This window comes from Winogradskya consettensis, from assembly GCF_018332715.1.
GTDB lineage: Bacteria > Actinomycetota > Actinomycetes > Mycobacteriales > Micromonosporaceae > Actinoplanes > Actinoplanes consettensis.
Genome location: NZ_BOQP01000029.1, coordinates 53,627 through 67,416, shown reverse-complemented (window position 1 = coordinate 67,416; position 13,790 = coordinate 53,627). Strand labels below are relative to the sequence as shown.

Sequence of the window (13,790 nt, the reverse complement as noted above, 5' to 3'; positions counted from 1 at the left end):
GGCGAGCAACGCACACGCACCGGCCGATCACCCGGCGAGGAAGCTAATCCGGTGGCGCCATAGATTTTTCATAGGGCGCCACGGAGAGATAGGTTTCGCTGATCATGATCAGAGACGGGGGCCGGCGCGGACGAGGGTTCTGGGTGCTCGGACCCGTCGAGGCGCGGGGGCCGGAGTCGGCCATCGCGTTCGGTGGTGAACGGGCCCGGAGCCTGCTGGCCTGCCTGCTGCTGAACGCCGGGCGGGTGGTCTCGGTCGAGCAGCTCATCGACGCCGTGTGGGACGACCAGCCGCCGGCCGGCGCGCGGATCCAGGTGCAGAACAGGGTCTCGACGCTGCGCAACAGGCTGCGCGAGGGCGGGCTCGGCGACGAGGTGATCCTGCGCCGCTCCCCCGGATATCTGCTGCGGCTCGACGCCATCCCGTTCGACCTGGCCGCGTTCGACGCGGGTGTGGCGCGTGCCGAGGAGCTGGGCGCCGCCGGGCGGATCGCCGACGCGAGCGCCGAGCTGGCCGCCGCCCTGGAGTTGTGGCACGGGCCGGCGCTGAGCGGGCTCGACACGGCGTACCTGCGGGCCGCCGCACAGAACCTCGAAGAACGACACCTGCGGGCGTTGGAGACCCGGTTCGGCTGGGAGCTCGATCTCGGCCGGCCCACGGAGGTCGTGGACGAGCTCACGGTGCTGGTCGACCAGCACCCGTTCCGGGAACGGTTCGTCGAGTTGCTCATGCTCGCGCTGACCGGGGCGGGGCGGCGGTCGGAGGCTGTCGACGCGTACCAGAATCTGCGCAAGCGACTCGCCGCCGAGCTAGGCCTCGATCCCGGGGTGGCCGTGCAGCGGGTTTTCCGGGCCGTCCTCAACGGGCCGGTCACCGTGTCGGGAAACCGCCGGCCCGCGCCCGCCCAGCTGCCCGCCGACCTGCCCTTCGCCGGCCGCACCCGGCAGCTCGACGAGCTGGACGCCCTGCTGGGTGCCCGGTCCTGTGTGGTCATCACGGGCACCGCGGGGGTGGGCAAGTCCGCGCTCGCCGTGCACTGGGCCCGCCGGGTCGCGAGCCGCTTCCCCGACGGCCAGCTCTACGTAGGACTCCGGGGCTTCTCCACGCGCGGTCAGCCGCTGCCCGCCGAGGAGGCGCTTCTCGGATTTCTCGACGCGCTCGAGGTCCCGCCCGAGGACATCCCCGCCACGCACCAGGCCCGGATCGGGCTCTATCGCAGCCTGCTGGCCGGGCGGCGGATGTTGATCCTGCTCGACGACGCCCACGACGCCGACCAGGTGCGCGACCTGCTGCCCGGCGCACCCGGCAGCCTCGCCGTGGTGACCAGCCGCGACCCGCTCGCCGGGCTGGTGGTGAGCGAGGGCGCCGCGCAGCTGGCGTTGCGGCTGCTCGACCCGGCCGAGGCCCGTGTCCTGCTCGCCCAGCGGATCGGTGCGGACCGGCTCGACGAGGAACCGTCGGCGGTCAGCGCACTTATCGAGGAGTGCAGCCGGCTGCCGCTCGCCCTCGCCGTCGCGGCGGCCCGCGCGGCGAGCAGCACCTCGCTGGCTTCGTACGTGGATCGGCTGCGCGCGGCCCGGGGGACGCTGGACGCGTTCACCATGAGCGATCGGGCCACGGATGTGCGGGGCGTGTTCGCGTTGTCGTACCGCACGCTCAGCCCGGATGCGGCGCGGCTGTTCCGGCTGTTGCACCTGCGGATCGGCGGCGCGATCTCCACGGCGGCGGTGGCCGCACTTCACGCTGGGCAGCTGGACGAATTGGTGGACGCGCAGCTGGTTTCCCGCGTCGGGGACGAGCACTACACGACACACGATCTGCTGCATGCGTACGCCGGGGAACTGGCCCGCGAGATCGACACCGAGCCCGACCGGACCGCGGCCTGGCACCGCCTGCTCGACCACTACCTGCACAGCGCGGCCGCTGCCGACCGGATGATCTACCCGGCCCGGCCCCCGATCGAGCTGGGCACGCCCGCCGACGCATCCCGCCCGGAGCAGTTCGCCACGGACACGGCCGCGATGGCGTGGTTCGCCACGGAATACCAGGCCGCCATCGAGGCTGTCCGGCTCGCGGCGGAGACCGGCGAGCACCGGCGCTCCTCGGACCTGGCCTGGACGTTGAGCACCTATCTGAGCCGCAGCGGTCATTGGAACGAGTGGTACGCCGTCCACCGCACCGGGCTCGCCGCGGCCCAGCAGGCAGGCGACCTGCCCGCACAGGCACGCAGTTTGCGCGACATGGCCAACGCGTGTGTCCGGCTGCGGCGCTACGACGACGCGCGGGAGAGCCTGCTACCGGCGCTGGCGATCTACGAACAGCTCGGCGACCTCGACGCGCAGGGGCGCTGCTTCGGTCAGCTCGCCTGGATCGAGGAGCGCGAGGGTCGGTACGACGTCGCCCTGGAGCTCGCCCAGCGCAAGCTCGAACTCGTGACGCGGGCGGGGCTCACGGGTCAGCTCGCCGGGGCGTACAACAACCTGGGCTGGGCTCAGGCGCTCGCCGGTGACTTCGAGGCGGCGATCGCCAACTGCGTCCGCGGGGTCGAGCTTTTCGCCGCGCAGGACGACAAGTTCGGGGAGACGTACGCCCGGGACAGTCTCGCGTACGCCCTGCAGCATTCGGGTCGTCACGCCGCCGCGATCGCCGAGCACCGCCGGGTGCACGAGATGAGCGTTGAGCTGGGCGATCGGTACCAGCAGGGGACCACGTTGCACCGGCTCGGGGACACGTATGCGGCGGCGGGCCAGACCGACGCGGCGCGGGACAGCTGGCGGCAGGCGCTGACCATCCTCGACGAGGTGGACCTCAAGGACGCCTCGGTTGTCCGGGAGAAACTGAAGTAGTAGGGCGGAAGTGCGTGACCGAGTGAATGCGGGGGAACCTGTGGTCACGCACTCCCGCCTACCGCGCCCGCCCGAACCGGTTGCTGCGCCTGGCCGGAGGCGCCGACCGGCGGAGGCGTGCCGGTCGGTCGGTTCTGGGCGGGTCCGGGGTGCGGGACACCGGCGCGCTGGCGGGGCTACGCACGGCATCACCGCGGGTAGGCGTCGATCCGGAGGCTCTTGCCGGGGGACGGTCGAGCCACGTGGACGACGCCCGTCGTCAGGTCCGGCGTCTGCGTTTGTCGTCCTGCATGTTGGGCAGGTCGCGCATGCTGTTGAGGTCATGGCGGACCGTCCAGGCCTCGCGCCACGGGCGCCGGGAGGCCAGGTCGGCACGCTCGGCTATCCGGCGTGGCGCGCAGGGCCAGCGCCATCCACACCAGACACAGTTGCCGTCATGCCCGGCCTCCGAGTGCCGCCCGAGCATCCGCTGGGCGTCCTGCCAGAGCAGGCGGTCCACAACACCGGCCGGCGCGGACTGGTCGACGATGACCATTTCTCCTCAAACCTCCCCGATGCGTCGCTGGCGTTCCTACCAATACAACGCCCGGCAACCCCGCACCGATCGGACTGAGTGTGCGACCTCGGCAACTATCAGTGACGACCGATGGCTGCCACGGTGATCGGCAACGATCTGCCGATCACCGTGCCTTCAGCTGAGGTGGGCCAGGAGATCCTGGCGGGTGAGGACGCCGGCGGGCTTGCCGTCGACCAGGACCATCGCCGCGTCCGACTTCTCCAGCAGGGCCACCGCCTCGCCGACCGGCTGACCGCCGCCGATCATCGGGAGCGGCTCGCCCATGTGGCGCTCGATCGTGTCGTGCAGATGGGCCTGACCCGTGAACAGGGCGTCCAGCAGCGCCTTCTCCGCGATGGAGCCGGCCACCTCACCCGTCACGACCGGGGGCTCCGCCTTGAGGACGGGGAGCTGGCTGACGCCGTACTCGCGCATGTAGTCGATCGCGTCGCGCACCGTCTCGGTCGGGTGGACGTGCACGAGAGGGGGCATCGAGCCGCTCTTCGAGGCCAGGGCCGCCGACACCGTGGGCGTGCCGTCGGTGGCCGACAGGAAGCCGTACCGTGCCATCCAGCTGTCGTTGAAGATCTTGGAAAGATAGCCGCGGCCACCGTCCGGGAGCAGCACCACGATCACGTCGTCGGGGCCGGCCTTGCGGGCGACCTCGAGCGCCGCGACCACGGCCATGCCGCAGCTGCCGCCGACCAGCAGGCCCTCCTCGCGGGCCAGGCGGCGGGTCATCTCGAACGAGTCCGAGTCGGACACCTCGATGACGCCGTCGCTGATGTCCCGGTCATAGGTGGTCGGCCAGAAGTCCTCACCGACACCCTCGACGAGGTACGGCCGGCCGGTGCCCCCGGAGTAGACGGAACCCTCCGGGTCCGCGCCGATGACCTTGACCGTGCCCTGCTCCTTGAGGTATTTCCCGACACCGCTGATCGTGCCGCCCGTGCCCATGCCCGCGACGAAGTGGGTGATCCGGCCCTCGGTCTGCTTCCAGATCTCGGGGCCGGTCTCCTCGTAGTGCGAGCGCGGGTTCGCCGGGTTGCTGTACTGGTCGGGCTTCCAGGCGCCCGGAATCTCGCGGGTCAGCCGGTCGGAGACGTTGTAGTACGACCGCGGGTCCTCAGGGGCAACTGCGGTCGGACAGACAACAACCTCCGCACCGTACGCCCGGAGCACGTTCTGCTTGTCCTCGCTGACCTTGTCGGGACAGACGAAGACGCAGCGATAGCCGCGCAGCTGAGCCACCAGGGCGAGCCCCACACCGGTGTTGCCGCTGGTGGGCTCGACGATCGTCCCACCCGGCTTGAGCAGGCCCGCCTTCTCGGCGTCCTCCACCATCCGCAGGGCGATCCGGTCCTTCACCGACCCGCCCGGATTGAAATACTCCACCTTGGCCAGAACCGTCGCCGCGATGCCCTCGGTGACGCTACGCAGCCGGACGAGGGGGGTGTCCCCGATGATCTCGACGACGTTGTCGTAATACCGCACGTCAGTGTGCCCTTCTCCGTGCCGACCTATGGTCAGGTCAGCCTACGGGTCAGGGACGCACTGTCCCGGGTAGGACCGCATCTCGATGCTTCTCCCACTCCAGGAAGCGCTCGGTCTCACTGAGCACACTGCCCGCGAGCCACGTGATCATGACGGCGTCGTCGGCGAGCCCGACGACGAACAGGAAGGCCTCGGGCACAAAATCCAGGGGCGAGATGACGTACGCCGTGGCAGCGGCCATCATCGCCACCCGCATCCCGCCGTCGTACTCCCGGCGGGCCGTAGCCTTGATCATCCGCGGCACCGCAGCCAGCCGGGTGCTCAGCGAGGGACCACCCCTCGCGCCCGACATCAACTGCTTGGCGAGCGCGGTGAACGCAGCGGTCCGACGCAACGTTCTAGCCATGTTGTCCCCTTTCGCTGCTTCCAGCATGACGGGCGCGCGCTACATCCGCGCGTTCGGCTGCGGGTCATATTTCTGTCGCACTGTCGCGTTACGTTTGAAGACTCCAGGTACCCCCTGGAGCCGGGTCGCAAGCGGCGAGGGAGGGTGAGAGTTGCAGAAGATGCGCACTTTGACAGCGGAGGATCGGCGGAGGATCAGACTCGCCGGTCAGGTCGCGGGCGGGGTCACCGGCGCCGCAGCCGGAATCACCCTGCTCTCGGCGGGCGTGCTGCTACGACAGGCGGCAGGCGCACGACGCATCATTCCCATGGCCGAAGCGCCCCCACCCCGCGGCGACGGACTCTACGGGCCGAAATTTCCCGGCAGGGCGCTGAGCATGGTCATCCTCGGCGACTCGTCCGCGGCAGGCTACGGCGTGCACCGCCCCCGCGAGACCCCCGGCGCCCTGCTGGCCACCGGTGTCTCCCGGCGCCTGCGCCGCCCGGTCCGCCTGCACCGGCTCGCCGTGGTCGGCGCCGTCTCCGCGGCCCTCACCCACCAGGTCGACGCCGCCCTCGAATACGAGCCCGAAGTCGCGGTCATCATCATCGGCGGCAACGACGTCACCCACGTGTCGGCACGCGCCGCCGCCGTCCGCCACCTGGGCGACGCGGTCCGCCGCCTGCGCGCCACCGGCTGCAAGGTCGTCGTCGGCACGTGCCCCGACATGGGAGCCGTCCAGCCGATCAAGCCTCCGCTGCGCTGGCTGGCCCGCTCCTGGAGCCGTCAGCTCGCGGCCGACCAGACCGTCGCCGTGGTCGAGGCCGGCGGTTGGGCGGTCTCCCTGGTCGACCTGCTCGCCCCCGCCTTCGTCGCCGACCCGGTCCGCATGTTCGGCTCCGACCACTTCCACCCCTCCGTCGAGGGCTACGCCCGTGCGGCAGCCGTCATCATGCCCACGCTGATGGCAGTTCTCGGTGAGGACGACCGCACTCCGGCCCCCGGCACCGAAACCGTCCGTTCCCTGCCCGAAGCCGCCCAGGAAGCCGTCCGCACCGCCGGCACCGAGGTCAGCGCCGTGCAGGTCAACGGTCGCGAGCACGGCCCGGCCGGGCGCTGGGCCCAGCTGCGCCGCCACCCCTGGTTCGGCGAACCCCGCCTCTGGTTCGGCCACCGGACACCCTTCACCGACTCTTCATCGACCGGATCCCCCACACCCGGCCCGGCCCCCGCATCATCGGAACCAACCCCCGACACCCGGGCACATCTCGCCAGCCGCCGGGGTACTCGTGTTACCCGTGGGTCGGGCCGGTCCGCCTCCGGGGCCGTAGGCTGGACACCGGAGGATCATCAGACAACCGATTGACCCACCCGGTCTCTCGGCTCCGACAACGGCCGGACCCATCACCCGGCCATTTTGCACAACGCCGGTGTATTTTGACCGGCCAGGCCGGAGCTCTCTGACCGGCCGCGGGACACGGCCGGGGCCTTTTGCCCGGCCAGCGGGACACTGCCGGGGCATTTTCCCCGGCCAGCGGGACACTGCCGGGGCCTTTGCCCGGCCAGGCCGGGGCCTTTCGCCCGGTCGGACCGGGGCCTTTCGCCCGGTCAGCTGGACACGGCCGGGGAGTTGGACCGGTCTTCGGGAACGTGGCCGGGGCGTGCGACCGGTCCTTGGATTCGGCGTGGTTGTCGGCCAGGCCGGCACCGACGGCAGGAGGCGACATGACGGGTCTGACGGGACGAGTTGGCAGAACCGCGGCCACGACCCTGTTCGCCTCGGCGGTGGGCGGTGCCGCCCTGCTGGTGGGCGAGGTGATCGCCGCCCGGAGCCGCCGCTACGCCAAGCCGACCATGGGCCTTGCCCTGCGTACCTCGATGGGTCCCTCCGGCGCCCCCACCCTGCGCCTGGTCCTGCTCGGCGACTCGGCAGCGATCGGCGTCGGCGTGGAATGGCTCTCCGAAACGGTCGGCGGCCAGCTCGCCCGCCTCCTCGCCGAAGGAACCCCGGAAACCGGCCCCCGGCACGTCCTGCTCTCCAGCGTCGGCGTAGCCGGCTCCCGCTCCAGCGACCTGGCAACCCAGGTCGCCCGCGCCCTCCTCGGCGACCGCCCCGACGTCGCCGTGGTCCTGATCGGCGCCAACGACGCCACGGGCCTGCGCAGCCCCGAAGACTCCGCGGACCACCTCGGCATCGCCGTCCGCCGCCTCCGCGACGCGGGCGTCCAGGTGGTCGTCGGCACCTGCCCCGACCTGGGCGCATCCCGCTCGATGGCCCAGCCCCTGCGCCAGGTGACGGGCTGGCTCGGCCGCCGCATGTCGAAGGCCCAGATCATCGCCGTGGAGGGCGCCGGCGGCACGGTGGTCGACCTCGCCGAGGAAACCGGAGCGGTCTTCCGCGCCGACGCGGGCACCCTCTGCTATGACGGCTTCCACCCCTCAGCGGACGGCTACCGGGTCTGGGCCCACGCCCTCTACCCGGCGGTCTTCGACGCGGCCCAGGCCGCCGGCCGCCGCTCCATCCAGGAGTAACCCCTCCGTGCGGGCGGCGCGTGGAGGGTCAGCGAAAAATCCGACATTTGGGTGTGACGAAGTGGTGCTTCCCCGCTAAGTTACCGGCGCGTTAACGTGGGCTCATGCCGGAAGCTGTCATTGTTGCCACTGCCCGCTCCCCGATCGGGCGTGCCCACAAGGGCTCGCTGCGGGAGCTTCGTCCCGATGATCTCGCAGCCACGATTGTCGATGCCGCGCTCAACAAGGTGCCGCAGCTCGACCGGACCCTGATCGAGGATCTCTATCTCGGGTGCGGGCTTCCCGGTGGGGAGCAGGGCTTCAACATGGGCCGCGTGGTGGCGGTGAAGCTCGGGCTCGACGGGCTGCCCGGCGCGACCGTGACGCGTTACTGCTCGTCCTCGCTGCAGACGACCCGGATGGCGTTCCACGCGATCAAGGCCGGCGAGGGCGACATCTTCGTCTCGGCCGGGGTCGAGACCGTTTCCCGGTTTGCCCGGGGCAGCTCCGACGGGCTGCCGTCGGCCGCGCAGGAGCTGGTCGGGGGCAGCTGGGGCAACCCGGAGTTCGCCGCAGCCAACGCGCGCACCGCCGAGTATGCGCAGGGCGGCAGGACCTGGCACGACCCGCGGCAGGACGGGGCGCTGCCCGACGTCTACGTCGCGATGGGGCAGACCGCGGAGAACCTGGCGCAGATCAAGAATGTCAGCCGCGAGGACATGGACGAGTTCGGGGTTCGCAGCCAGAACCTCGCCGAGAAGGCGATCGCTGACGGCTTCTGGCAGCGGGAGATCACGCCGGTGACCCTGCCGGACGGCACTGTGGTCTCCGCCGACGACGGTCCCCGGGCCGGCGTGACCATCGAGGCGGTTTCCGGTCTCAAGCCCGTGTTCCGCCCCGACGGCCGGGTCACCGCGGGCAACTGCTGCCCGCTCAACGACGGCGCCGCCGCAGTGGTGATCATGAGTGACACCAAGGCTCGCGAGCTGGGGATCACGCCGCTGGCCCGGATCGTCTCGACCGGCGTCACCGCGCTCTCGCCCGAGATCATGGGCCTCGGGCCGGTGGAGGCCTCCCGCCAGGCGCTCGCCCGCGCCGGCATGACCATCGACGACGTCGACCTGGTGGAGATCAACGAGGCGTTCGCCGCCCAGGTGATCCCCTCCTACCGCGAGCTCGGCATCCCGATCGACAAGCTGAACGTCAACGGCGGCGCGATCGCCGTGGGCCACCCCTTCGGCATGACCGGCGCCCGCATCACCGGCACCCTGCTCAACGCCCTGGACTGGCGCGACAAGTCCATCGGTCTCGAGACCATGTGCGTCGGCGGCGGCCAGGGCATGGCCATGGTCCTCGAGCGCCTCAGCTAGCCGGAATCTTCCGCCGGGCCTGGCTGCCGAGGAGGGCGCCGGGCCCGGCGGTTCACAATGCCGCGAGGCCCGGCGGGATCCCGCCGCGCAAATCCCGGCGGGATCACGTCGAACGAAGCCCGGCGGTCACGTGGCGGGCCGTTCTATGCGGCGGCGAGGAATTCCTTGATCCGGGCGATGGTCAGCTCGTTGTCCTCGAAGAGAACGGCCTGCAGGCCAGATGCGCGGGCGGCCTCGATGTTGGGTGCGTGATCGTCCACGAAGAGGCAGTCGGCCGGGGCCGTCGCCAGCCGCTCGCATGCCGCGGTGAAGGCAGCCGGGTCGGGCTTCTCGACGCCGATCTCGTGCGAGTAGAGAATTTCCTCGACGAGCGAGCTGAAGCCGTACGCTGCGTCCTCCCGCTCTCTCGCACCCACGAAGCTGTTGCTGAGAATCCCCAGCCGGCACCGCCCCCGCAGCCCCCGCACATATGCGATGAGCTCCTCGTTGCCGGTGCCGAGGTACTGCTCCCACAGGTCCGCCATGAACGGGCCGGGGTCGATCCCGAGCTCCGCACCGATCCGGCGGGAGACGTCCGCCTCGGTGACGGTGCCGATGCTGCCCGCGTGCCACAGGTCTGCGAAGCGGATGTTCAGGTCTCCGGCGGGAAGGCCGAGCCGGTGCTCCCAGCGTTCACCCCAGCCGGTCGCGGGGGTGATCTCCAGGACGCCACCGATGTCGAGGATCAGAGCTCGTTCAGTCATGATCACGACCCTGAGACCTTCCCCTGGGGAAAGGTCAAGAGCTTCAAGAGGGCCCTGGGGGGAAGGTCAAGCTCAGAGGGCTGCGCGCACCGATGTGATCGCGGTGGTGGCCTCGGTCAGCAATTCCGGCGAGGGGGTCGCGGCGAGCAGATCGTCGGACAACACGCGGAGCTGGTCGGGGAGGATCATGTCGTGCTCGCGGGGCACCGGGTGGTGCGGGCGGTGTTCCGCGTCGGCGCCGAGGTCGGCCAGGCGCTGGACGAGGGTGTGGACGAGGTCGCCACGGGTGCCGGGCGTGGCGGTGGCGGCGTGCGCCCAGCGGCCGGTCTCCCAGTGGCCCACCTGGGTGAGGAGTCGCTGGACGGCGGCCTGGAAATCGTCGGCACTCACGCCGGAACCCTACCCGGCCCGCAGGAAGCGGACCGGGTAGCGGCCGGGGCGTCAGACTCAGTCGTCGCCGCTCTGCAGGAAGCTGAGCAGGCGCAGGATCTCCAGGTAGAGCCAGATCAGGCCGACCAGGATGCCGAACGCGGCCGTCCAGGAATAGCGCTGGGGCAGGCCCATGCGGACCGCCTGCTCGATCTCGTCGAAGTTCAGGATGAAGCTGAGCGAGGCGACCACGATGCAGACCAGGCTGAAGATGATGCCCAGGGCGCCGTTGTCACGCAGGCCGGTGTGAACGCCGAAGAGGGAGAGCACGAAGTTGATCAGCATGACGGCGAAGAGGCCGCCCATGACCGCGATCAGCCCTCGGGTGAACTTGGGCGTCGCGCGGATCACCCGGGCGCGGTAGAGCGCTGCCATCAGGAAGAAGACGCCGAAGGTGGCGATCACCGCCTGCAGGACGATGCCCTGGTAGAAGTTGTTGAAGGCCTCGCTGACCAGGCCGACGAAGGCGCCTTCCACCACGGCATACGCGACGACGAGCGCCGGGTTGGCCACGCGCATGAACGAGATGACGAAGCCGAGAACCAGGCCGACGACCGCGGCACCGATCCAGGCGACGCCGGAGAGGCTGTCGGGGATGAGGTTCCAGGCCGCGACGGCGGAGACGCCGGTGATGCCGAGCAGCGTCACGGTCTTGACCACGACGTCGTCGATGGTCATGGGTCGCACGGACGGCGGGGCGGCGGGATAGCCGGGTGCCGATGCGTACGGCTGACCGTAACCCGGCTGGGCGGGCGGCCCGTAGGGTCCGTATCCGGCCCCGCGTTCCCGCTCGGCCGCCTGGCCGAGGCGCGAGAGCACCGGGTTCGATGTCTTCACTTGGAACAGCCTCCCTGATGTTGTGGCACGTCCGTGGATCGTGCTTTTACCAAGGGTAAGCGCACTATCGACGCGGTTCAGGCTACGGAAGCTGTGAAGGGGCTGAAAACCAGGCGTCGCCCCACTCGACGTCCCGCGCCACGCGGTAGAGATCGCCGGCCTTCTTCGAGACGACCTGCGGGCGTACAGTGCCGTCGGCATTGCAGAGCTGCATCGTCACCATGCCCTTGCGGAACTGGGGGTGGCGCAGAACACGCCCGTCCGGCGGCTCGAGCACCGGGGCGGCAGCGCCCGCGACGAAGGAGAACTTTTCGTCCTCGTGTCCCAGTTGGGCGTTCTTCAACCTGCGGTGCAGGGCGCTGCGGTTGACCCGGGCCGAAAAATGGCACCAGTCGCCGGGCGTGGCGGTGAGCGGGCACGCGCCCTGGTGCGGGCACGGCGCGACGATGGTCAGCCCGTGGTCGAGCATCGCCTGGCGGGCGTCGAGGATGCGGGCGTACCCGGCGGGCGTACCCGGCTCGATCACCAGCAGCAGACCGGAAGCCGCCCGCAGAGCCCGGCCCAGCAGCTCGGCCCGCGCTTTCTCGCCGAGCTCGCCGAGCACGTAGGAGATGGTGACGAGGTCCGCGGCGGGCAGCTCCCCCGCGGTCTCGGCCTGCCACTGCTGCCAGGCGGCCTGCGGAAGCAGCCGGCGACCCACCGCCAGGGCCTCTTTGACCTGGTCCAGCACGGTGACTTCGGCCAGGTCCGGAAAGGCATCGGTCGCGGCCCAGGCGGCCGCACCGGTCCCGCCACCGACGTCGAGCTGAGTGCGCGGCTCAAACGTGGGGTACGCCCGGACGACCTGCTCCAGCGCCGTCCGCACAGCGGCAAAAGTCGCAGGCATCCTGTACGCGGCATACGCGGCCACATCCGTGCCGGTAACCAGAATCGGCGCGGTCGCGGGCTTACCCGACCGATAGGCCTCGATCAGCCGCTCCACGGACGACGACATCCGGTCCTCGGAAGCACGCCCGGACTCGGCCACTAGCCCGGCACGAAGGCCGGAAGGCAACTCAAAGCTCACGCTGCGCGATCCTAGGCTATCGAGATCCGGTAGTTGAGGCCGCTCCAATTTTAGTAGCTTGGGGTTCTCCAATTTTGGTAGTTTGGGGTTCTCCAATTTTGGTACTTGAAGCGTGGGAGGCAAGCGGGATGGAGTCGCTCACCGGGATCGCGATGCGACGCGTTTCCGCTCAGCTCGTTGACTTGCTGCACGTGGAGCCCGTCATTGCCCTGCATGGCCCGCGCTCCGTCGGCAAATCCACGGTGCTGAACGCCATCGCCGAAGCCCGGCAGGTGCCCGTCCTGGATCTGGACGATCTCGGCACTCGTGATGCCGTGACAGCCAACCCGCAGACCGCCGTCGCGACGCCGGGCCTACTGTGCATCGACGAGTATCAGCACGTCCCGCAGATCCTCGACGCGCTGAAGGCCCGCCTCAATCGCGAAGGCACCTTGGCCGGCACAGCCGTCCTCACCGGGTCGACCCGGCAGGACGCGCTGCCCCGGACAGCCCAGGCGCTGACCGGCCGGCTACACACCATGACCATCTGGCCGCTGTCACAGGGTGAGATCAACGGTCAGACCGAAAACTTTCTGCCGACGCTACGAGCAGACCCTGAGGCCATGGTCGCGGCTCGGCCAACCTCGGGAACCACTCGCAAGGAATATGTGGACCGGCTCTGCGCTGGAGGATTCCCTCTGGCACTACGCCGCAGCGGCACGGCAAGGGACCGGTGGTTCGACGACTACATTCGCCAGTCTCTGGAGCGGGATGCCATCGAGCTTGTCCGGGTCCGCCAACGCGCGATGCTCCGCGAGCTGCTGGATCGCCTCGCGGGACGCACCGGGCAGGTGCTGAACCTGGCCAACGCATCCCAGGGCCTGACCGGTGAACGCAGAACAATCGAGGAATACGTCCGCCTCCTCGAAGACCTCTTCCTCATCGACCGGTTGCCGGCCTGGGGCAAGACGCTGCGCGTGCGAGCCGCGGCATCGCCGAAAGTGCATGTCGTCGATTCCGGAGTGGCCGCTCGGCTCATGCGGGTCACGCCCACCAGGCTCGCCACTCTCGATCCGACGGCCCTGTCGGAGTTCGGCCACCTACTCGAGACTTTCGTCGTCGGTGAACTCCGCAAGCAGGTCTCATGGCTGGATGAGCGGGCCGCCACCGGGCACTGGCGTACCCACGACGGCGATGAGGTCGACTACGTCATCGAGTTCGACGACGGCCGGGTGCTCGCTTTTGAGGTCAAGGCGAACGAACGCGTCAGCGGCAACGACCTCAAAGGCCTCCGCAAGTTACGCGACACTCTTGGTGACAGATTCATCGCCGGAGTGGCCTTGAGCACCGGACTGCGCTCGTATACCTACGAGGATCGCATCCACGTCATGCCCGTCGACCGGCTCTGGACGCCCACCTGAGGAGGGGCCCACCTGAGGAGGGGCCTGTGCCCGGGGCGGGTCTCGAACCCGCACGCCTTTTTGGGGCAGCCGCTTTTAAGGCGGCCGTGTCTGCCGTTCCACCACCCGGGCCGGAGTGCTGTAAGCCACCGTAGCGGGTGGTGCCCGCCCGGC

The 13,790-nt window shown here is 70.0% G+C and carries 12 protein-coding genes and 1 tRNA gene; 5 read left to right on the top strand and 8 right to left on the bottom strand.

Annotated features, from left to right (window positions below):
• Positions 1-104: 104 nt before the first annotated feature.
• On the top strand, positions 105-2,846 hold the full coding sequence (locus Aco04nite_RS26505; RefSeq protein ID WP_212999972.1) for an AfsR/SARP family transcriptional regulator: 2,742 nt from the start codon (positions 105-107) through the stop codon (positions 2,844-2,846).
• Between the two features lie 259 nt (positions 2,847-3,105).
• Here the strand turns inward: Aco04nite_RS26505 and Aco04nite_RS26500 are convergent, their stop codons facing one another.
• The 3 genes from Aco04nite_RS26500 to Aco04nite_RS26490 form a co-directional block, all read right to left on the bottom strand.
• The gene (locus tag Aco04nite_RS26500) at positions 3,106-3,381 is read right to left on the bottom strand and encodes a hypothetical protein (protein ID WP_203836233.1); all 276 of its coding nucleotides are present in this window, start codon (positions 3,379-3,381) and stop codon (positions 3,106-3,108) included.
• 156 nt (positions 3,382-3,537) lie between these two features.
• Positions 3,538-4,896: a cystathionine beta-synthase gene (locus tag Aco04nite_RS26495; RefSeq protein ID WP_212999971.1), complete on the bottom strand. Its 1,359-nt coding sequence runs from the start codon at positions 4,894-4,896 to the stop codon at positions 3,538-3,540.
• A 49-nt stretch (positions 4,897-4,945) separates the two neighbouring features.
• Positions 4,946-5,302 (bottom strand): YkvA family protein, encoded by a 357-nt coding sequence (locus tag Aco04nite_RS26490; protein WP_203836235.1) that lies wholly within the window; start codon positions 5,300-5,302, stop codon positions 4,946-4,948.
• 160 nt (positions 5,303-5,462) lie between these two features.
• On the opposite strand from Aco04nite_RS26490, the gene Aco04nite_RS26485 reads away from it, so the two are divergent.
• The 3 genes from Aco04nite_RS26485 to Aco04nite_RS26475 all read left to right on the top strand — a co-directional run bounded on the left by Aco04nite_RS26485 (position 5,463) and on the right by Aco04nite_RS26475 (position 9,162).
• Entirely contained in the window at positions 5,463-6,647 is a 1,185-nt protein-coding gene (locus Aco04nite_RS26485) for an SGNH/GDSL hydrolase family protein (RefSeq protein ID WP_212999970.1), read from the top strand.
• 359 nt (positions 6,648-7,006) lie between these two features.
• Complete coding sequence (locus tag Aco04nite_RS26480) at positions 7,007-7,813, top strand: SGNH/GDSL hydrolase family protein (RefSeq protein WP_212999969.1); 807 nt, start codon at positions 7,007-7,009, stop codon at positions 7,811-7,813.
• Between the two features lie 104 nt (positions 7,814-7,917).
• Complete coding sequence (locus Aco04nite_RS26475) at positions 7,918-9,162, top strand: acetyl-CoA C-acetyltransferase (RefSeq protein WP_212999968.1); 1,245 nt, start codon at positions 7,918-7,920, stop codon at positions 9,160-9,162.
• Between the two features lie 143 nt (positions 9,163-9,305).
• Here the strand turns inward: Aco04nite_RS26475 and Aco04nite_RS26470 are convergent, their stop codons facing one another.
• The 4 genes from Aco04nite_RS26470 to Aco04nite_RS26455 all read right to left on the bottom strand — a co-directional run bounded on the left by Aco04nite_RS26470 (position 9,306) and on the right by Aco04nite_RS26455 (position 12,237).
• Positions 9,306-9,905: an HAD-IA family hydrolase gene (locus tag Aco04nite_RS26470; protein ID WP_212999967.1), complete on the bottom strand. Its 600-nt coding sequence runs from the start codon at positions 9,903-9,905 to the stop codon at positions 9,306-9,308.
• A 72-nt stretch (positions 9,906-9,977) separates the two neighbouring features.
• The gene (locus Aco04nite_RS26465; protein ID WP_212999966.1) at positions 9,978-10,295 is read right to left on the bottom strand and encodes a hypothetical protein; all 318 of its coding nucleotides are present in this window, start codon (positions 10,293-10,295) and stop codon (positions 9,978-9,980) included.
• Positions 10,296-10,352: 57 nt separating this feature from the next.
• Entirely contained in the window at positions 10,353-11,171 is an 819-nt protein-coding gene (locus Aco04nite_RS26460) for a Bax inhibitor-1/YccA family protein (RefSeq protein WP_212999965.1), read from the bottom strand.
• Positions 11,172-11,253: 82 nt separating this feature from the next.
• On the bottom strand, positions 11,254-12,237 hold the full coding sequence (locus Aco04nite_RS26455) for a small ribosomal subunit Rsm22 family protein (RefSeq protein WP_212999964.1): 984 nt from the start codon (positions 12,235-12,237) through the stop codon (positions 11,254-11,256).
• 128 nt (positions 12,238-12,365) lie between these two features.
• Here Aco04nite_RS26455 and Aco04nite_RS26450 point away from each other — a divergent pair, with 128 nt between their 5' ends.
• Positions 12,366-13,637, top strand: coding sequence for an ATP-binding protein (locus tag Aco04nite_RS26450; protein ID WP_212999963.1), 1,272 nt, complete (start codon positions 12,366-12,368; stop codon positions 13,635-13,637).
• 27 nt (positions 13,638-13,664) lie between these two features.
• On the opposite strand, the gene Aco04nite_RS26445 is transcribed toward Aco04nite_RS26450, so the two are convergent.
• Positions 13,665-13,748 (bottom strand) — tRNA-Leu (locus Aco04nite_RS26445).
• Between the last annotated feature and the right edge of the window lie 42 nt (positions 13,749-13,790).